This window comes from Glutamicibacter sp. BW80, assembly GCF_002332385.1.
Lineage (GTDB): Bacteria > Actinomycetota > Actinomycetes > Actinomycetales > Micrococcaceae > Glutamicibacter.
In genome coordinates this window covers 1-20,609 of sequence record NZ_NRGV01000059.1, presented here as the reverse complement: position 1 = coordinate 20,609, position 20,609 = coordinate 1, and the positions used below count along the sequence as shown (strand labels likewise).

General features: G+C 63.9%; 15 protein-coding genes. 13 read left to right on the top strand and 2 right to left on the bottom strand.

Annotated elements, in window-relative coordinates:
* Positions 1 to 73: 73 nt before the first annotated feature.
* Positions 74 to 3,451 carry an AAA family ATPase gene (locus CIK76_RS15435; protein WP_096288012.1) on the top strand — a complete coding sequence of 1,126 codons (3,378 nt, stop codon included), beginning with the start codon at positions 74 to 76 and terminating at the stop codon, positions 3,449 to 3,451.
* Between the two features lie 91 nt (positions 3,452 to 3,542).
* Here the strand turns inward: CIK76_RS15435 and CIK76_RS15430 are convergent, their stop codons facing one another.
* Positions 3,543 to 4,511, bottom strand: coding sequence for a quinone oxidoreductase (locus CIK76_RS15430; protein WP_096288010.1), 969 nt, complete (start codon positions 4,509 to 4,511; stop codon positions 3,543 to 3,545).
* Positions 4,512 to 4,680: 169 nt separating this feature from the next.
* Between CIK76_RS15430 and argC the strand changes: the two genes are divergently transcribed.
* The 7 genes from argC (at position 4,681) to CIK76_RS15395 (ending at position 12,682) form a co-directional block, all read left to right on the top strand.
* Positions 4,681 to 5,712, top strand: a complete 1,032-nt coding sequence (gene argC, locus CIK76_RS15425) for an N-acetyl-gamma-glutamyl-phosphate reductase (RefSeq protein ID WP_096288008.1) — start codon at positions 4,681 to 4,683, stop codon at positions 5,710 to 5,712.
* A complete protein-coding gene (argJ, locus tag CIK76_RS15420) occupies positions 5,709 to 6,908 on the top strand; it encodes a bifunctional glutamate N-acetyltransferase/amino-acid acetyltransferase ArgJ (protein ID WP_255248507.1) in 1,200 nt (399 codons plus the stop codon). Before argC ends, argJ begins: the two co-directional genes overlap by 4 nt.
* Positions 6,909 to 6,934: 26 nt before the next feature.
* Complete coding sequence (gene argB / locus CIK76_RS15415; RefSeq protein WP_096288006.1) at positions 6,935 to 7,861, top strand: acetylglutamate kinase; 927 nt, start codon at positions 6,935 to 6,937, stop codon at positions 7,859 to 7,861.
* A gap of 26 nt (positions 7,862 to 7,887) precedes the next feature.
* On the top strand, positions 7,888 to 9,108 hold the full coding sequence (locus CIK76_RS15410) for an acetylornithine transaminase (RefSeq protein WP_255248517.1): 1,221 nt from the start codon (positions 7,888 to 7,890) through the stop codon (positions 9,106 to 9,108).
* Between the two features lie 45 nt (positions 9,109 to 9,153).
* Entirely contained in the window at positions 9,154 to 10,113 is a 960-nt protein-coding gene (gene argF / locus CIK76_RS15405; protein WP_096288004.1) for an ornithine carbamoyltransferase, read from the top strand.
* Positions 10,114 to 10,617 carry an arginine repressor gene (locus CIK76_RS15400; RefSeq protein ID WP_096288003.1) on the top strand — a complete coding sequence of 168 codons (504 nt, stop codon included), beginning with the start codon at positions 10,114 to 10,116 and terminating at the stop codon, positions 10,615 to 10,617.
* Positions 10,618 to 10,714: 97 nt separating this feature from the next.
* Positions 10,715 to 12,682: an HNH endonuclease signature motif containing protein gene (locus CIK76_RS15395; RefSeq protein WP_096288001.1), complete on the top strand. Its 1,968-nt coding sequence runs from the start codon at positions 10,715 to 10,717 to the stop codon at positions 12,680 to 12,682.
* An 83-nt stretch (positions 12,683 to 12,765) separates the two neighbouring features.
* Here CIK76_RS15395 and CIK76_RS15390 read toward each other — a convergent pair whose 3' ends face one another.
* A complete protein-coding gene (locus tag CIK76_RS15390; RefSeq protein WP_096287999.1) occupies positions 12,766 to 13,317 on the bottom strand; it encodes an O-acetyl-ADP-ribose deacetylase in 552 nt (183 codons plus the stop codon).
* 344 nt (positions 13,318 to 13,661) lie between these two features.
* On the opposite strand from CIK76_RS15390, the gene argH reads away from it, so the two are divergent.
* The 5 genes from argH to tyrS all read left to right on the top strand — a co-directional run bounded on the left by argH (position 13,662) and on the right by tyrS (position 20,422).
* The gene (gene argH / locus CIK76_RS15385; RefSeq protein WP_096287997.1) at positions 13,662 to 15,080 is read left to right on the top strand and encodes an argininosuccinate lyase; all 1,419 of its coding nucleotides are present in this window, start codon (positions 13,662 to 13,664) and stop codon (positions 15,078 to 15,080) included.
* 117 nt (positions 15,081 to 15,197) lie between these two features.
* The gene (locus CIK76_RS15380; protein WP_096287995.1) at positions 15,198 to 15,938 is read left to right on the top strand and encodes a maleylpyruvate isomerase family mycothiol-dependent enzyme; all 741 of its coding nucleotides are present in this window, start codon (positions 15,198 to 15,200) and stop codon (positions 15,936 to 15,938) included.
* Between the two features lie 140 nt (positions 15,939 to 16,078).
* Complete coding sequence (locus tag CIK76_RS15375) at positions 16,079 to 16,621, top strand: adenine phosphoribosyltransferase (protein WP_255248516.1); 543 nt, start codon at positions 16,079 to 16,081, stop codon at positions 16,619 to 16,621.
* A gap of 130 nt (positions 16,622 to 16,751) precedes the next feature.
* The gene (locus tag CIK76_RS15370; RefSeq protein WP_096287991.1) at positions 16,752 to 19,010 is read left to right on the top strand and encodes an AAA family ATPase; all 2,259 of its coding nucleotides are present in this window, start codon (positions 16,752 to 16,754) and stop codon (positions 19,008 to 19,010) included.
* 89 nt (positions 19,011 to 19,099) lie between these two features.
* Positions 19,100 to 20,422 (top strand): tyrosine--tRNA ligase, encoded by a 1,323-nt coding sequence (gene tyrS, locus CIK76_RS15365; RefSeq protein WP_176484249.1) that lies wholly within the window; start codon positions 19,100 to 19,102, stop codon positions 20,420 to 20,422.
* Positions 20,423 to 20,609: the final 187 nt, after the last annotated feature.

Here is a 20,609-nt window from a genome sequence, read left to right as displayed (position 1 = left end):
GTTCTAAACCACCTGAGATAAATTGAATAGACCAGTCCATGAACGAAATGAACACGTGGTAGGAGCAAAATTCGTGGCAAAGATACGCGTAAGCAATGGCCGGTTTGGGCTGAGCCTGACGGATGCACTTCGGCGGGCTAAACAGGGCGACGAGCTTCAGCTCAAGGAAGGGGAGTACGTAGTTGACTCCGTATCCTTATCCAACCTAAAAATCACCGGTCTTGGCGATTCGAGCAAGGTAGTCATTTTCGGTCAACTGAGCATTCAGGGAACCTGCCAAATTGCTAACGTCACGATTCAAGCTCCGCCTTATCACAACGCGTTGACAGTAAGGGATTCCCAGCTGGAACTTCAATCCAGCCAAATTCATGGCGAACCTGCAGGGAAGTACCCAGCGATATATGCCAGTTCCAGCACGGTTTCCATGGTTGACAGCAATGTATTCACTGATCGAGCAGCCTCCAGCATCGAAGCATCGTCGAATAGCGTGTTGTTCGCCAAGGATTCAGGGATTGGGCTGCTGACCTTGACAGCGAGCAAGGCAACTACCTCGAATGTGTTCAGCTTTGCGATAGTCGCACTCGAACGCAGCCGAGTTGATTGCGCAGGGTTTTTAGAATTACACCCGGCCGAGGGGCGTCGCTCCTTGCGAATCGAAGGCGAATCCGCCTGCAGTATCGAGTTATTGCGTGCCCAGAGCGAACCCTTAGAGGGCTATTGCCAAGATGGTTACCTGAAGATCGGGAACGTTCTTGTGCGCGAGGGGCAAAAATATCTCTTAGTCACCAAGAACGCTGCCAGGATTGACATTCCCGCGGTGGGAACGGCCACAAAGAATTTGGACACGTCGACTGCGGAGCCTCAACCGGTGGAACCACCGATGCCAACCGTCCAGAAGCCTAAGGTGATTCTATGGGATCTCAAAGACGCGCGTGACTTCGCCAATGCGGTGGCCCCGAAGCTGAATAAAGGGGACACCATCATGCTCGAAGAGGGCGAATACTTCCTCGAGCAATATGAACACTTTATTCTGATGGGCGCGGACATCGCTGGTCGAGGTAGGGCCGAACGCACGATTCTCCATGGCGGAATCAGAATCATGGACAAGGCAAACATCAGGGTTTCGAACCTGACCATCCGGCCCAAGGCTGCCAGCAATGCGGTCTTCGTCGCGGGCGACGAGTCGGTCAATCTCGTGAACGTCATTATTCAGCCAGCTCCGGGCGCGGAAAAACCTGCGGTCGTCGCCATAGAGGGTCTCGTGCAGATGAGCGATTGCCGAATCGCAGCCGACAGCAGCGCGGTGGCTGGATCGGTGGATATCGGCGATGGCGCCAGGCTGGAGGCCGAGAACTCGTTCCTTGGATGGGTGAACTTCTGGAATGCCGGTCAGGGTCAGCTCGTGGACTGTAGCGCCTATCGCCTCTGGGCCGAAACAGGATCGACCGTGAAATCGCACGGTGTGCTGACAATTCAAGTTAACGAATGCAATATGCGGGCGATGGTAGTCAAATCGAATTCCACGGTGCGTGGCGCCGAGGTGAAACCTGAGGCGACCTATGCCGAAATCTATGTTTCCGAGAGTACTTTAGCCATTAAGGACTTGAAATCACCGGACACCGCAACGGTTGGTGTGTTGGGTGAAGACGATGCGATTCTGGATGTCACGGGTAATGCCGTCGAAATTCGAAACCTAGACACCGAAATGTTGCAGGAAACCGGCCCAGTCGTTTCAGTCGAGCCGAGCAGTGACGCGTCCAGCCAGCAGCTGGCTCAGAACGACAGGACCAATTCAGATACGTCGGCCAAAAGTGAAGTAGCCCAAAGCACTGAGGCGAATCCGCTAACGGAACTCGATAATCTCACGGGTTTGCGGACCGTCAAGCAACAAATTGCCACTTTCACCCAGATGGTTCAGTTCAATAAAATGCGCCAAGAACAAGGACTCAAAACAACTGGAATTAGCATGCACAGCTTATTCCTCGGGAACCCCGGAACTGGCAAAACCACCGTCGCTCGAATGCTCGGTGATGCGCTATACGCCGCAGGTGCAATCGAGAAAAACAACTTCATTGAAGTCGGGCGCCCGGATCTGGTCGGTCAGCATCTCGGCGCATCCGCGATCATGACGCAGAAGGCCTTAGACAAGGCCCGCGGCGGAATATTGTTCGTTGACGAAGCATATTCATTGCATCAGAAGGAAGGAAATTCCTTTGGACAGGAAGCCGTCGACACAATCCTTGCCTACATGGAGAACCATAGGGAAAGCATCGTAGTGATCTTTGCCGGCTATGCGAACCAGATGCAAGACTTCTTGAACATGAATCCGGGACTGAAATCCCGCATTCCAAACCGATTCGATTTTGAAGACTACAGTGCGCTGGAAATTGCCGAGATCGGCTACCGGAGCCTTCTGGAAGCCGACTACACCGTCGACGAGCAGCTGTATCGTCGCACGGTCACACAAAAGTACGGCCAAGCCGCCGATCGGAGCAACGGTCGATGGGTGCGTAACTTTAACGAAGAGCTCGTAAAGCAGATGGCAGGGCGGGTCTTTGGCCAGCCGAGTCACGACGAAGCAGCCCTCACGCATATTACCGCGGCGGATTTCGAGGCTCTACTAGGCGGAGATGCACAAGCGAAGCAGCAGAAAGTCGATGAATTATTGGCCGAACTCGACCGACTGGTGGGGCTGGGCAACGTCAAGCAATGGGTGAGAAAGCTGGTGAACCGGGTAAAGATCGACCAACAGCGCCAGCAGCTAGGCGAAGTGATCGCCCGCCCGTCGTACCACATGGTCTTCGCAGGAAACCCTGGAACTGGAAAGACCACTGTCGCCAAGCTCATCGGTCAAATTTTCTTTAACCTCGGGCTACTCGAATCTCCCACAGTCAAGACAGTGGACCGTGCGCAACTGGTCGGTAAATGGGTCGGACATACAGAAGAACAAACGAGCCGAGTCATTGAGGAGGCCATGGGTGGAGTGCTGTTCGTCGATGAGGCCTACCAGCTAACCGATGGTTCACATAGTGACTTCGGCCGCCAAGCAGTGGAAACCTTCGTGACCCGATTGGAGGAAGACCGCGACAAATTTGTGGCAATCTTCGCTGGCTACACCGAGAGTATGGAGCGGTTCCTTAAGGCGAATCCGGGGTTGCCCTCGCGTATTCCTCTGCGGATTGAATTCCTCGATTACTCCCCAGCGGAGATCGCTCAGATAGTCCAAGACCTGTTGGCGCGGAATTGGAGTTTTGACCCCGACGCCCTTGCCGACACAGTGATGTCGGCCTACGCCTCGTTGGATCCGGGAGCGCGGGCAAATGGCAGGTGGGCTCGTAACTTCGTGGAACGAGTTGAATCCGAGCACATAGATTACGTGGCGACTAACCATATTTCAGCTCAGCAGATGAAATATATTTCCACGGAACTAATCCGCAAGATGGGTCAATGAGCGCCCGGTTGTTGGCCAAAATCTGAAGACGAGCAACAATGCCCGATGGATTCGCTGGTCCATCGGGCATTGGAATGCCTGCCGGCCCTGTTTAGGGAACGAGCAGCACCTTGCCGGTGGTTTTGCGTGATTCCAACGCGGCATGCGCCTCACGCGCGTCGGCCAGCGCGAATTTCTGTCCAACGCGGACATCCAAGTCCCCGCTGGCGGCCCAGCCGAAGACGTCGCCGAAGCGCCAAGCACGTTCCTCGTCGGTGGCCAGGAAGTCCGCGAGCTTCGGCCGGGTCACGCTCAGCGACCCGGCCGCATTCAGCCGCTGCAGATCAAAGGGCGGCACCTGCCCGCTGGCCCCGCCGAAGAGCACCAGCGTGCCGCGGCGCTTGAGCACCTTCAGCGAGGTTTCGAAGGTGTCCTTGCCGATGCCGTCGTAGACCGCGTGCGCGCCCACCCCGCCGGTGACCTTGTCCACGGTGGCTTCGACCTGGTCATAATCCACCACGTAGTCTGCTCCGGCGGCGCGGGCCAGATCCTTCTTCTCCTGGGTGGAGGCGGTAGTGATGACGGTGGCGCCCTTCATCTTCAGGATCTGGGTGAGCAGCAGCCCCACTCCGCCGGCGCCGGCGTAGCTGAGGATGACATCGCCCGAACGCACCAGGTAACTCGAATGCGTCAGGTAGTGCGAGGTCATGCCCTGCAGGGGGAGCGCCGCGGCCAATCGCAGGTCGACCTTGTCGGGCACCTTGCCCAGCTCGGCCGCGTTGACCACGGTGTATTGGGCATAGCCCTTTGCACCGCTGGCGGTGGCGACCCGGTCGCCGACCTTCAAATGGCGCACGTCCTCACCGACCTGGGTGACGGTGCCGGAGAATTCGCTGCCCGGGGTGAACGGATAGTCCACGGCGTAGACTCCCGAGCGCTGATAGGTTTCAATGAAGTTCACCCCGGCGGCCTCGACCTTGACGAGCACCTGTCCGGCGCCCGGGGCAGGGATTTGGGTTTCGCCGAGCTCCAAAACTTCAGGCCCACCTGCGTGGGGGACGAGTATGCTCTGCTGATTCATGCGATGCGCTTCCAATCTTTGTCCCTTGCCATATTGCTGACGGCTCCTGGTAACTAGTTTAGGTCTGAAGGGTGTGAGCCGGGTGTGCGGCAACCCCGGGTTGCGTAAATGACGAACTATTTATGCATATTTATTAGGTTTGATGCATAACCAGTTGTAGAGTGAGGTCATGACGATTTCAGTTGCTGTCTCCGGCGCCAGCGGATACGCCGGCGGCGAGGTCCTTCGAATTTTGGCCAACCACCCACAGGTAGAGATCGGTGCGATCACCGCGCATTCCCAGGCCGGGCTGCGTTTGGGCGGCGTCGCCCCGCATCTGCATTCCCTGGCCGACCGCGTGCTCGTGGAGACCACCGTGGAAAACCTGGCCGGGCACGACGTGGTCTTCCTCGCCCTTCCGCATGGCGCGAGCGCAGCGGTCGCCGCGGCCCTGCCCGAATGCACCTTGGTGATCGATGCCGGGGCGGATCACCGGCTGGAATCCGCCGCCGCCTGGGAGAAATTCTACGGTTCGCCGCACGCCGGATCCTGGCCCTACGGGCTGCCCGAACTGCCCGGCCAGCGCGAACAACTGATCGGCACCAAGCGCGTGGCCGTCCCCGGCTGCTACCCGACCGGCGGCCAATTGGCCCTCGCCCCGGGCTACGGCGCGGGCCTGCTGGAGGCCAAAGACGTGGTCATCGTCTCCGCCTCGGGCACCTCCGGGGCCGGCAAGAGCGCCAAAACCCATTTGCTGGGCAGCGAAACCATGGGCTCGATGAGCACCTATGGCGTCGGCGGCATCCACCGCCACATCCCCGAGATGGAGCAGGGCTTGAGCAAGCTCGCCGGGGAGGAAGTCACCGTATCCTTCACCCCGACCCTCGCACCGATGCCGCGCGGCATCCTGACCACCGCCACCGCGCGCATCAAGCCCGGAGTCACCGCCGGCGCGCTGCGCGCAGCCTGGGAATCGGCTTACGCCAACGAGCCCTTTGTGCACCTGCTGCCCGAGGGCCAGTGGCCGACCACCGGCGCGGTGCAGGGGAGCAACCACGTGCAGCTGCAGCTGGCGCTCGACGAGCACGCCGGACGAGTGATCGTCACCCTTGCGCTGGATAACCTCACCAAGGGCACCGCGGGCGCCGCGGTGCAATCGATGAATATCGCCCTCGGCCTGCCCGAAACCACCGGATTGATGATGCAAGGAGTCGCACCGTGAGCCTGACCCACACCCCCACCTTTCCGCAGGCCGAACTGGCCGGCGTCACCGCACCGGCCGGCTTCCTGGCCTCCGGGGTCCCTGCGGGCCTGAAGTCCACCGGCAAGAACGACGTCGTGCTGGTGCAGAACCTGGGCCCGGACTTCACCGCCGCCGCGGTATTCACCGCGAACCGCGTGGCCGCCGCCCCGGTGCACTGGTCCAAGGAAGTTCTCCGCGACGGCCGGGTGGATGCGATCGTGCTGAACTCCGGCGGCGCCAACGCCTGCACCGGTGCCGAGGGATTCGGCAACACGCACCGCACCGCCGAATACGTGGCCGAACTGCTGAACCTCTCTTCGGGCGACGTGGCGGTGGCCTCCACCGGCCTGATCGGCATGCAGCTGCCGATGGGTAAGCTGCTGCCCGGGGTGAAGCAGGCGGCCGGCGCGCTCGCCGACGGCCAAGGGGCCGCCGACGAAGCCGCCGCCGGCATCATGACCACCGACACCGTCCCGAAAATCGCCTCGCGCAGCGTGAGCGGATATAGCATCGGCGGCATGGCCAAGGGTGCGGGAATGCTCGCCCCGGCGCTGGCCACCATGCTCGTGGTGCTCACCACCGATGCGGTGCTCGAGCCCCAGGCGCTGGACCAGGCCCTGCGCGCGGCCACCGCGGTGAGCTTTGACCGGGCGGACTCCGATGGCTGCATGTCCACCAACGACACCGTGCTGCTGATGTCCTCCGGCGCCTCGGGCATCGCCCCGGACCTGGCAGAATTCACCGCAGCCCTGGCAGATCTATGCCAGGAGCTGGCCGCGAAGCTGATCGACGATGCCGAAGGCGCGGCGCACACCATCGCGGTGCGCACCTACAACGCGGCCACCGAGGCCGACGCTTTGGAGGTCTCCCGCGCGGTATCCCGCTCGAACCTGGTCAAGACCGCGATCTTCGGCAAGGACCCCAACTGGGGCCGGGTGCTCTCCGAGGTCGGCACCACGGCCGCGGCCTTCGAACCCGATGAGCTGAACGTGTCGATCAACGGCGTCATGGTCTGCAAAAACGGCGGCGTCGGCGAGGACCGCAACCTGATCTCGCTGGAAGACCGCTTCGTCACCATCGACATCGACCTGAACGCCGGGGCGATCGAGGCGACGATCCTCACCAACGACCTGACCCACGACTACGTCCACGAAAACTCCGCCTACTCCAGCTAGGCCGCCTTCGCAGGAGCAAACCCACCATGCCGCACACAGCACATACCAACCTCGGCGCCGCTCGCACCAAGGCCGAAGCCCTGATCGAGGCGCTGCCCTGGATCCAGCGCTTCGCCGGGACCACGATGGTCATCAAATACGGCGGCAACGCGATGGTCAACGAGTCCTTGCGCCGCGCCTTCGCCGAGGACATCGTGTTCCTGCGCCACGCCGGGATCAACCCGGTGGTGGTGCACGGCGGCGGACCGCAGATCAACAAGATGCTCGACACCCTGGGCATCAAATCCGAATTCCGCGGCGGGCTGCGGGTGACCACCCCGGAGGCGATGGACGTGGTGCGCATGGTGCTCACCGGCCAGGTGCAGCGCGACCTGGTGGGCCTGATCAACTCGCACGGCCCCTACTCGGTGGGCATGTCCGGGGAGGACGGGGCCACCTTGCAGGCGGTGCGCACCGGCACCACCGTGGACGGCGTCGAGGTTGACCTCGGGCTGGTCGGCGAGGTCACCCGGGTGCGCACCGACCAGGTGGATTCGCTGGTCAAGGCCGGAATGATCCCGGTCATCTCCACCGTCGCCCCGGAGTTCGACGAGCACGCCGATCCCACCGGCGCGATCCTCAACGTCAACGCGGACACCGCCGCCGCGGCGCTGGCCACCGCGCTGGGCGCCGCCAAGCTGGTGATCCTCACCGACGTGGAGGGGCTCTACGCCGCCTGGCCGGACAAGTCCTCGCTGATCAGCTCGATCACCAACGAGGAGCTGCGCAGCATGCTGCCCACCCTGGAATCGGGCATGATCCCGAAGATGGGTGCCTGCCTGAAGGCGGTGGACGCCGGAGTGCCCCAGGCGCATATCGTCGACGGCCGCGAGGCGCACTCGATGCTGCTCGAAATTTTCACCACCGCCGGGGTCGGCACCCAGGTGGTACCCCAGATTAAGGAATCCAAGTGAGTCAGGAACTGCGCGCCACCGGCGCGTTGAACGAGGCCAACGAACTCTCCGCGCTGCACGGCGCGGATCTGTCCGCCCGCTACGCCAAGTCGCTGCTCGGCGTGTTCGGCGCCCCGTCGCGGGTGCTCGTGCGCGGGGCCGGCTGCCATGTCTGGGACGCCGACGGCAACCAGTACCTGGATCTGCTCGGCGGCATCGCGGTGAACACCCTGGGCCACGCGAACCCGCTGCTGACTTCCGTGATCACCAGCCAGCTGGCCACCTTGGGCCACGTGTCGAACTTCTTCAGCTCCCCGACGCAGATCGCGCTGGCCGAGAAGCTGCTCGAAATTTCGGCCGCCCCGGAAGGCTCGAAGGTGTTCTTCGCGAACTCCGGCACCGAGGCGAACGAGGCGGCGCTGAAGCTCACCCGCCGGAACACCGGCACCGCGGCGGTCCCGCGCACCAAGGTGATCGCCCTGGAGCACGCCTTCCACGGCCGCACCCTCGGAGCCCTGTCGCTGACCTACAAGGAGAAGTACCGCGCTCCCTTCGCGCCGCTGCCGGGCAACGTCAGCTGGATTCCGGCCGGAGACGAGGCCGCGCTGCGCGCCGCGGTGGACGAAACCGTGGCCGCGGTATTCATCGAACCCATCCAGGGCGAGGCCGGGGTGCGCGAGCTGGGCGCCGAGTACCTGCGTGCTGCCCGCGAGATCACCTCCGCGGCAGGGGCCCTGCTGGTCTTCGACGAGGTGCAGACCGGCATGGGGCGCACCGGCGAGTTCTTCGCCTCCGCGGGCGTGATCCCCGATGTGATGACCCTGGCCAAGGGCCTGGGCGGCGGCTTCCCGATCGGGGCGATGATCGTCTTCGGGCAGCAGAACACCGCCTGGCTGACCCCGGGGGACCACGGCACCACCTTCGGCGGCAACCCGGTGGCCTGCGCCGCCGGGCTCGCGGTCATCCACACCATCGAAAATCAGAAGCTGCTGGGCCATGTGCGCGAAACCGGGAACTGGCTGCGCGCCGAACTGGCCGGCATCGACGGGGTCGGGGAGGTCCGCGGCCGCGGCCTGCTCACCGCCTTCGAGCTGATGGATGGTTCGGCGCCGCAGCTGGTCGGCGCGGCACTGGATGCGGGGTTCATCGTGAACGCCACGGACGAGTCCACCATCCGCCTGGCCCCGCCGCTGATCATCACCCGCGAGCAGCTGGGCACCTTCCTCGCCGCCCTGCCGGCGCTGCTGACCGCGGCCACCGCCGCCTAGCCCACACATTTTCCCGGCACCACCGGAAGCAAAAGGAACCGATTCATGAGCGCTACCCGCCACTTCTTGACCGACCTCGACCTGAGCCCCGCCGAGCAGTCCAAGGTCCTGGACCTCGCCGCGGCGATGAAGGCCGACAAATACGGCTACCGGCCCTACGCCGGCCCGCAAACCGTCGCGGTGTTCTTCGATAAGACCAGCACCCGAACCCGGGTCTCCTTCCACGCGGGCATCGCCGAGCTCGGCGGCTCCCCGCTGATCATCAACTCCGGCGAATCGCAGCTGGGCCACAAGGAATCCATCGCCGACTCGGCCAAGGTGCTTCAGCGCATGGTCTCCACCATCGTCTGGCGCACCTACGCGCAGTCCGGGCTGGAGGAAATGGCGGCGAACTCCGCGGTGCCGGTGATCAACGCGCTGAGCGACGACTACCACCCCTGCCAGCTGCTCGCCGACCTGCTCACCGTGCGCGAGCACAAGGGCAAGACCGCCGGGCTGAGCATGGTCTACCTGGGCGATGCGGCGAATAACATGGCCAACTCCTACCTGCTGGCCGGGGTCACCGCCGGCATGCACGTGCGCATCGCCGGCCCGGAAGGCTACCTCCCGGCCGCCGAGATCATCGCCGCCGCGGAAATCCGCGCCGAGCAGTCCGGCGGTTCGGTCACCATCACCACCGACGCGGCCGCCGCGCTGGCCGACGCGGACGTGGTCGTCACCGATACCTGGGTCTCCATGGGGCAGGAGGCCGAGAAGGCCGAACGCCAGCAGCTGTTCACCGACTACTCGGTGACCGCCGAAGCCATGAAGCTGGCAAAGCCCGATGCCATCGTGCTGCACTGCCTGCCGGCCTACCGCGGCTACGAGATCGACGCCGAGGTGATCGACGGCCCGCAGTCGGTGGTGTTCGACGAGGCCGAAAACCGGGTCCACGCGCAGAAGGCCATCATGGCCTGGCTGATGGTCGCCTCCGAGCTGGCCGAGGACGAGCGGGTCGAGCTTTAAATGGGGACCCAGCCAAGCACCAAGACCGCCCGCCAGGCGCGGATCCGCGCATTTTTGGGGAATAATTCGGTCAAAAGCCAGGCCGAGCTGCTCGGGCTGCTGAAGGACGACGGGCTGGAGGTCACCCAGGCCACGCTCTCCCGGGACCTGGTGGAAATCGGGGCGGTGCGCATCCGCGATCACCTCGGCCAGCTGATTTACGCGGTGCGCCAGGAGGGCGGGGACCGTTCCCCGAAGACCGCGATCACCCAGGAGGTGCTCGACGCACGGCTGGCCAAGATCTGCGCTGAGCAGTTGGTCACCGCCGAAGCCTCGGGCAACATCGTCGTGCTGCGCACCCCGCCGGGCGCCGCGAACCTGCTAGCGCTGGCCATCGACCACTCGCAGATGCCCTCCATCCTCGGCTGCATCGCGGGGGACGACACGATCATGGTGATCACCCGGGCGGCCGAGGGGGCCGCGGAGGTCGCCGGGCGTTTCCTGCAACTGGCCGAACCGCGCTGACCGGCTTGCTCACGCACGATCGGCCCGCCACCGGATGTTATCCACACCCGGTGGCGGTGCCGTTTAAGCCGCGCACGTCTCGGGGCATCATCGGTGCATGGACCCCGAACAACTGCCACCTACGCTGAGCGAGCTGGCCGGCCAGCTCGTAACCGCGCCCGCGCTGAGTATCGAACAGCTCATCGCCGCGCAAGACGCGTGCCGCACGCTGTTCGGGGTTCTTGCCGAGCAAGCCGCCGCCACCGATGATCCGCGGGTGGCGGCCGCCTTCGCCGAGCATCTCGAGCGGTTGAACCGCGAGGTCTACCGCGAGCTGCCGCGTGCGGCCAGCGCCGTGGAAATTACCGCAAGCCATGCCCTGGCCCTGGAGGAATTCGACGCGCTGCGTGCCGGCTCCACCGATTTCAGCGCCGCCGCGCGACTGGCTCCGGGACGCACCTGCTACCGGGATGCCGCGGATTTTTTGGGCAAGTGGCTCGGGCTGGACTATCAGGAGGCTAGCCGCCGCATCGCCGACGCGCACCTGATCCACGCCCGGCGCAGCATCGCCGGCACCGGCTGCGCCCCGCGGTTTACGCAACTGGCCCGCACCTTCGCCGAGCACAAGCAGCTTGATCCGCGCGCGGTGCTCGCCCAGGCCAGGGCGCTGGACAAGGTCGAGCCCCAGGACACCACCTTCGATGGGCTGCCCACCACCGCCAGCGCCACGGCCGAGGACGGCCAAACCCTCGAGGCGCACGCCAACCGGCTGCTGAAAGAACACGATCGAGCCACCAGCCGGAAGAAAATCGGCGCCCTGATGGCCAGATACAAGCTGAAGCATAGCGAGCAGCCCCGCCCGAAACTAGGCGTTTTCCCCCGCCCGGTCAAGCAGGGAGTGCACGAGTACCTCATCCGAGTGGAGGGCCTCGACGCAGAGCTCTTCGAATCGCTGATCGCCCAGGCCGACAACAAGCGAACGGCCGCCGGGGCGGCGGCCCGCTTGGCCGCGACGGTGCTCAAACGGCCAGCGGATGCCCCGGACATGCAGTCAACCACCGGAAAGTCCGCGGAGCAGCTGCCGGCGTGGCGAGAAAACCTGGATCGGCAGTGGAACAGCGCCAGCCCACCTCCGCGGTGGGCTGCAGCTCCCGACCCCGAGCAGATCCCAGAACCCGCGGCCGCGGAGGAAGCGGCGCCCGAAGGGAGCCCAGCGCCCGAACTTAGCGGTGAGGCTGAAGCAGTACCGCGGGGCAAGGAAAACCCCGCATCGCCAGCACCTTCTTCCCGGACCCGGCGCAGCAACCCACCGCCGGTCCCGGCAGGAATCGAACCTTTTCCGGCCTCCGCCGAGTTCATGGCCGCGCAGACGGACCTGGATCCGCTGTGCAGCGTGCCGCAACGCCGGCTGAATGCCCTGCTTGGCATCTTGCGGAACCAAACCCATGGCGGTGAAGGCAGCGACGGAAAAACCGTCACCCCGGAGCTGATCGTGTACCTGGCGCTACGCGACCTGCGCGAGCTGGCCAGCGGCACCGCCCGCACCGCCCACGGGATCGAGCTGGAACCGGAAGACCTGCGCAAATTATTGTGCGAAGCGGAGATCATCCCCATGGTTTTCAATGCAGCGGGGCAGGTGCTCGATGTCGGACGATCCCAGAGGTTGTTTCCCAAGTCGATCAAACGCGCCGCGCGGGCACGCGACGGCGGCTGCGTCGTGCCCGGTTGCACCATGGATCCGGCGCTGCTGGATTACCATCACATCCGGTACTGGGAACACGGTGGCCAAACCAGCCTGTCCAATTGCTGCCCCTTATGCCCGGCCCATCATGTCGCGGTGCACCTGGGGTACCTCAAGATCGTGAGCATCGACGGGCTGCCGCACGTCATCTTGCCCGAACACCTCGACCCAGATCGAAGGCCGAGACGCAATCGGTACTTCCAAACCTTCGATGCCACGGGAAATGGCTCTGCGCAGGGCCCCGGGATTCCACCCGGCGCCAGTTATCGGGCCGTGTTGAACCGGCATCCGGAAACGCGGCAGGACCGGCAAGCCCCGGGCGATAGTGCTCACCGGGCTGCTTGACCGCGCCCCAGAGAAGAACTACCCGTCAGGCGCTGTGCCATGACGGGTAGTTATTGGTGTCTGACACCGGGGTATCGGAGCGTCTAGGCTGCGAGCTGGTCCACGGAGGACATGTTAAAAGCCTGCTCGAAGGCTTCTTGAACCTCGTCGGTATGTGACACCATCACAACTCGATGGATCGGCGAAATATGCTTATTCGTTTCGATCCAGGCGCTGATCGTTTCGAAACCAATCTGTGCGACCTGCTCCGGCGGCCAGCCGAACGCACCCGCGCCCAAGGCCGGGAATGCGATCGAGTGCGCCTCATGGCGCGCGGCTAGATAGAGCGAATTGCTGAAGCAATCGGCCAGTATTTTCGGGTTTGGCTTGAGCAGTGCCAGGTTCGGCGCAGCGGTGTGGATAACCCACTTCGCCGAAAGGTTCCCTGCCTTCGTCGCTACGGCAATACCGGAAGGGATCCCATCGGGGTACCGGGCCGTGCGCACTTCGCGGCAAGCGGCGAGCAGGGCCGGGCCGGCTGCCGCATGAATAGCTCCGTCAACGCCGCCGCCACCCAACAATGAGGGATTGGCTGCGTTCACGATGGCATCAACGTTCAACGTGGTGATATCACCGCGGTATAACTGGATTTCCATGGGGTTTCCTCCAACGAAGTATCCGTATTCGATTGTGTGTCTCTCACCATACGCTCGCCTCCGCACCTGCGGAAGTGTAAAACGCGCAACTCACCGACTCCTCTCAAAAAATCGGTACATAGTTCACAGGCAGCCGATCGCTACTCATGCCGGGCACGATATGTGACGCCGGGTGACCCGTGCTTCGAACGGAGGGGGACCGCGCACCGAAAGATGCGCACAGCAGAATCGCAAACTTGCTGAATATTTATGAGCGCCAATGCATAAAGCTTTGCTAGAGTGGTTTCAGCGAATCAATAAACTTTACCCGTCGCCCGGCGGGATCTGGCTGAAAGGAACGAGTCATGACCTCGTCAACAAATGAAGGATCGCTCTGGGGCGGACGCTTCTCCGGTGGGCCCGCTGATGCGATGGCTGCCCTGAGTAAGTCGACCCACTTCGACTGGCGCCTGGCCAGCTACGACATCGCCGGTTCCCGTGCCCACGCCAAGGTGCTCAACCGCGCGGGGCTGCTGACCGAGGCCGAGCTGACGGAGATGCTCGCCGCCCTTGACCAGCTCGAAGCGGACGTGAAGTCCGAGGCCTACGTGGCGGCAGAATCCGATGAGGACGTGCATGGTTCGCTGGAACGCGGACTGCTCGAACGCGCCGGCACGCAGCTGGGCGGCAAGCTGCGCGCGGGCCGCTCGCGCAATGACCAGATCGCTACCCTGGGCCGCTTGTTCCTGCGCGACCACGCACGCATCATCGCCTCCGGTGTCATCGACACCATCGATGCGATGGTCGACCAGGCCAAGGCGCACCCTTACGCGCCGATGCCAGGGCGTACCCACCTGCAGCACGCCCAGCCGATCCTGCTTTCGCACCTGCTGTTGGCCTACGCGTGGCCGCTGCTGCGCGACGTGCAGCGCTTCGCCGATTGGGATAAGCGAGCTGCGGTTTCCCCTTACGGCTCCGGCGCGCTGGCCGGGCAGACCCTGGGGCTGGACCCGAACTTCGTCGCCAGCGAGCTGGGCTTCGACTCCGCGGTGTTCAACTCAATCGACGGCACCGCCGCACGTGACGTATTCGCCGAATTCTCCTGGATCACCGCGATGATCGGCGTGGACCTCTCCCGCGTGTCCGAGGAAGTGATCCTCTGGGCCACCAAGGAGTTCAGCTTCGTGAAGCTGCACGATGCCTTCTCCACCGGCTCCTCGATCATGCCGCAGAAGAAGAACCCGGACATCGCCGAGCTGGCCCGCGGCAAGGCCGGCCGGCTGATCGGCGACCTGACCGGTTTGCTGGCAACGCTGAAGGCGCTGCCGCTGGCCTACAACCGCGACCTGCAGGAAGACAAGGAACCGGTGTTCGACGCCGCGGACACCCTGGAGATGCTGCTGCCAGCGATGGCCGGCATGATGGGCACGCTGACCTTCAATACCGAGCGCATGGCGCAGCTTGCTCCGCAGGGCTTCGCCTTGGCCACCGACATCGCCGAATGGCTGGTCCGCCAGGGCGTGCCGTTCCGCGATGCGCATGAGCTCTCCGGGTCCGCCGTGCAGCTGACCGAATCGCGCGGCGTGGAGCTGTGGGATCTGACCGACGAAGAATATGCGGGCATCTCCGAGCACCTGACCCCGGCGGTGCGCGAAGTGCTCTCCACCGAAGGTTCGCTGAACGCGCGCAACGGGCAGGGCGGCACCGCGCCGAGTGCCGTCGCGGCGCAGCTAACCGAATTCGAACGCCAGCTCGACGAGATCCGCGCCTGGGTCAAGGGCTAGGCCCAAACCTTCGTTCGGCAACCTATGGCGGCCCGATAGCTNNAGCTATCGGGCCGCCATAGGCGTTTAACGAGCTGGACTTCTGCGCGGATATGCCCGCGCGCTAGAGTGTGTGCCATGACATCTGAACTTCCGCCGGAACAACTCATTGAGCAGGTCACCACGGCCTTGGACGAATTGGCCACGCAGCTGGCGCAGTTGCCCGACGAGGCATTCGCCAAGCCCAGCTCGCTGCCCGGTTGGAGCACCGCGCAACTAGTCGCGCACCTGCATTCGCTGGCGCAGGCTGCCCGGCGGCAATTCGAGAACGCCGGGGCCGCGCACTTGCCGCCGATGTACGACGGGGGACAGGTCGGGCGGATCGAAGCGATCAATATGGTCGCGTTGCTGCGACCGGAAAAGCTGCGCGAACTGGTGGCCGAATCCCTCGCGCAGCTGCGCGTGGTGCTGGCCGGTTGCGAAGCCAAGTGGGAGCAGCCGGTGGGCTATCGGCCCGCGGCGCAGGTCGCGGACATGGTCTATGCGGTGTGGCGCGAAATGCTGATACACGCCACCGATCTGGACGAATTCGTGCGCCCGGCCGCCAGCTGGCCGCAAGAGTTTTCCGATCACCTGCTGCGCGCGCTGGCCGCCCGGGTGCGGGCAGGTGACCGCGTCGTGGTGCAACCCCATGGACGGCAGCGCCAGGTGCTCGGCAACGGCCAGCGGTCCTGGGTATTGGAGGGAACCGACTACGATCTGGCCGCCTGGTTCGTCGGCCGCCCGGTCAGCGGGGTGGTACGCGCCACCAAGGCCGCCGATTCGGCCGAATTCCCCACACTGCTGCCTTGGCCGAGCGATACCCTGATGCAGCGCTGATTCCGCGCGATTCCGCGCCCGGACCGCTGCCGCGCTAGGCAATGGGCGACCGGGCGGCGCAGCAGCAGCGAGCCCGGGTGCCTCCGTTCCGCCGATGGCACAATCGTCCAGGTACCCAGCGGGGTCACGCACGCACTAAAATATTACGCGTGACTAATAACGAGAGCATTTGCGAACTGCTGGATCGTCTGTGCGCGGTGGTCCCCGACTACCCGCAGCCCGGTATCTCCTTTAAGGACCTCACCCCGGTGTTTGCCGATCCTGTGGGCTTGCGCCGCCTGGTCGACGAGTTGATCGCGCCCTTCGCCGGGACCTTCGACATCGTCGCCGGGCTGGAAGCGCGCGGCTTCGTGCTCGCCGCGGCCGCGGCCTACGCCTCGGGGACCGGGATGCTGACCATCCGCAAGGCCGGAAAGCTGCCGCGCGAGGTCTACCGCGATGACTACACCCTGGAATACGGCAGCGCCGCGCTGGAGTTGCATAAGGATGAGATCGCCCCCGGCACCCGGGTGCTGGTGCTCGACGATGTGCTCGCCACCGGCGGGACCGTGGGCTCCTCGGTGCGGCTGATCGAACGCGCCGGAGGCATCGTCGCCGGCGTCGGGGTGATCTTGGAACTTGAGGCCTTGGGCGGACGCAAGAACCTGGGCGGGCACCGGGTGCTGTCGCTGCAAACGGTTTAACCGCCGCGCCGCGCCGCGCCACGGCGTGGTGCGGCGCGAAGATGACGTGGTGGCTTCGCGGGATTAACCCGTAGGGTCGCTACGCGCGTAAGATTGTCTGTCCTGTAAGTTAGCGCGAGGGGAACCAAGATTGACCGGTACGATCGAGCGGGATCTGCTCGCTGAAAGCCAGTACGTCGCACGCCTGTATGACAGGCTCGATGAGTTGCGCGCGGAAAAGGTGGAGCAGCTTGCGCGCACTCGCGCCACCGGTGCGGTGGGGACCTTCCAGAACCAATCCGAACGCGATTCATTCGCCAGCCTCTACGAGGACCGCATCGCCCAGTTGGACGCGGTGCAGGATCGCTTGGTCTTCGGCCGGCTGGACATGGCCGACCACGGCGAGGGCGTCGAACCGCGCTATATCGGCCGCATCGGGCTATCCGACGAGGAGCTCAATCGGCTGATGATCGACTGGCGCGCTTCCGAAGCCGCCCCGTTCTACCAGGCCACCGCGTTGAACCCGCGCGGCGTGCGGCGCCGCCGCCACCTGATGCTCAAGGGCCGTACGGTGGCGGGGATCGAAGACGACGTGCTCGATGAAACCTGGCTCGACGAGGGGCACACCCACCACGGTGAAGGTGCCTTGATGGCCGCGCTGCGCGAAAAACGCACCGGCCGGATGGGCGATATCGTCGGCACCATCCAGGCCGAGCAGGATGCGATCATCCGTGCGGAGCTTCCAGGCGCCGTGGTCGTGCAGGGCGGTCCGGGCACCGGCAAAACCGCCGTTGCGCTGCACCGCGCTGCCTTCCTGCTCTACGAATACCGCGAACGGCTGAAGAACGCCGGCGTGCTGATCGTCGGCCCGTCCAATTCCTTCATGCGCTATATCGAACGCGTGCTCCCCTCGCTGGGCGAAACCGGCGTGGTCATGTCCTCGGTAGGCGAGCTGTACCACGGGGTGGCGGCCGGAGCTGAAACCAACCGGACCGTGGCGAAGGTCAAGGGCCGGCTGTCGATGGCCAAGGTGATCGCCGCCGCGGTGCGCAACCGCCAGCGGCTGCTCGCCGAGGACCGCACCGTGGTGGTCGAAGGCACCCGGCTGACGCTGACCCGGGGCATGGTGCGCAACGCCCGCGAACGCGCCCGGCACAGCCACAAGCCCTACAACGAGGCCCGCGAGACCTTCACCAAGGTGATCGTCGGGGACCTGGCCGAGCAGCTGCTGCGCAAACTGGAGGAATCCGCCGGGCAGCCCAGCGCCGCGGACCGCTCCTACCTGCCCCAGGAAGTCCGCGAATCCTGGGATGTGCGCGTGGCGATCAACCTTTGCTGGATGCCGCTGAGCCCGCAGGGCCTGCTCGAAGAGCTCTACGCCAAGCCGCACCTGCTCGAAGCGGCCGCCCCGCGGCTGTCGCAGGCCGACCGCGACGCGCTCTTCCGCCCGGCCGGCTCGGCGTTCACCGAGGCCGACGTGCCGCTGCTCGACGAGGCCGCCGAATTGCTCGGCGAGTTCGTCAACCCGCAGGACGCTCCTGATACCTCGCAGTACGAGCGTGACGTGGAAAACGCGAAGATGGCGCTGAACAATATGGACACGATGCTCGCCAACGCGGGGATCGACGGGGTGGTCACCGCGGAGCAGGTCGCCGCGGTGAACCAGGAAACCGCTGCCTCGCAGAGCGCCGCGGAACGTGCGGTGGCCGATCGCACCTGGGCCTACGGGCATATCGTGGTCGATGAGGCGCAGGAACTCTCGCCGATGCAGTGGCGCCTGCTGGTGCGCCGTTGCCCGATGAAGTCCTTCACCATCGTCGGGGATATCGCGCAGACCTCCGCCGCCTCGGGCGCAAACAGCTGGGCGCAGGCGTTGGAACCCTTCCTGGGCGAGCGTTACAACCTCGAAGAGCTCACGGTCAATTACCGCACCCCGGCGCAGATCGCCGATGCTGCGGTTCGCGTGGCCCAAGCCGCGGGGCTGCGCATCACCACGCCGCGCGCGGTGCGCGAGGGTGACTGGCCGCCGGTGCTCACCTATGCGCCGCAGGGCCAGCTGATCGAGCAGCTCATCGCGCAGCTTCCCGAAGAGCTGGACTACGCGGCCGGGGGCCTGCAGGCGATCATCGTCCCGCAGGAATTGCTGGCCGACGCGCGCGCTGCGGTCACCAAGATCTACGGTGAGCGCGTTGGCACCGGGTCCGGCGGAATGGTCCAGGACATCGTGGTGATTACCGCACGCGAATCCAAGGGCTTGGAATTCGACGGGGTGATCATCGTGGAACCGGCGCAGCTGATCGCGGACGTCGATGGGGGAGTGGGCGATCTGTACGTCGCGATGACCCGCACCACTCAGCGCTTGCACGTGATTCACACCGCTCCGCTGCCCGCGGGGCTCACCGAGTCCTAGTCGTTCGTCCCAAGACAGTTCGGAATCCCCGGGTGTGAGAACGGGGACAAACTAGGACTGGCCGACGGGATTTTGCTAATGTGGAGACTGTGTCTGACTTAAAGCAAAATCCCGTCATTGCGGGACAGAGTAATGATCCCTCCTTCGAGAATATCTGGCAGGAACTGAAGTGGCGCGGCCTGGTGCATGTGTCCACCGATGAGGCCGAGCTGGAACGCGTGCTGTCCGAAGAGAGCATCACTTACTATTGCGGGTTCGATCCGACCGCACCATCCCTTCATCTGGGCAACCTCGTGCAGTTGCTGAATATGCGCCGCCTGCAGCTGGCCGGCCACAAGCCGCTGGCCCTGGTCGGCGGTTCCACCGGTCTGATCGGCGATCCGCGCCAGACCGCCGAGCGCACCTTGAACACCAGAGAAACCGTCACCGAGTGGGTTGCCCGCTTGCAGGGGCAGGTTTCCCGCTTCCTTTCCGCCGACGGGGAGAACGCGGTCCGCTTGGTCAACAATCTGGACTGGACCCAGCAGCTCTCTGCCTTGGACTTCCTGCGCGACGTGGGCAAGTACTTCCGCGTGGGCACGATGATCAAGAAGGAAATCGTTTCCGCCCGGCTGAACTCCGATGAGGGGATCAGCTACACCGAATTCTCCTACCAGGTGCTGCAGGGCTACGACTTCCTTGAGCTGAACCGCCAGTACGGTTGCACACTGCAGACCGGTGGCTCGGATCAGTGGGGAAACCTCACCAGCGGCACCGACCTGATCCGCAAGGTTGAAGGCAAGTCGGCTCACGCCTACGGCACCCCGCTGATTACCAATTCCGATGGCACCAAATTCGGCAAGTCCGAAGGAAACGCCATCTGGTTGGACGCCGAGATGTGCAGCCCGTACACCCTCTACCAGTTCTGGTTGAATACCGCCGACGCGGATGTGATCAACCGACTGAAGGTCTTCACCTTCCTGACCCGCGAGCAGATCGAGACCTTGGAGATTGAGGTCGCCGAGCGTCCGTTCAAGCGCCAGGCCCAACGCGAACTCGCTTGGCTTGTTACCTCGTTGGTGCACGGTGAAGAGGCCACCAATAAGGTGATCGACGCTTCGGCGGCAGTTTTCGGTAATGGTGATTTGAGCGAGATCGACCTGCCGACTCTGGAATCGGTGCTCGCAGAGTTGCCGTCCGCGAAGGTCACGAGCGATGAGCTCGGTATTCTGAACGTGCTTCACGTTTCGGGTCTGAGCGAAAGCCAGTCTGCAGCCCGTCGTACCGTGAACGAAGGTGGCGCCTACGTGAATAACGAGAAGGTTGCAGGAATCGAGACTGTGCTTACCGCCGAAAACTTCCTGCATGGCCGCTATGCCATCGTGCGCCGCGGCAAGAAGAACATGGCAGTCGTGGAGCTTTCGGCTAGGTAATTAGCCGGCTTCGATCAGCGATAAACACGAAACCGCCAGAAATGTCTGTGAACCACGACACTTTTCTGGCGGTTTTGTTGTACCTTTATCCCTAAATGACTAGTCAGACAATGTTTAGGTGCGATTTTTTGGGCAGTTCGCCGATTTGCGCGATACGTAGAAGCCCCGTATAGTTTTTCTCTGTTGC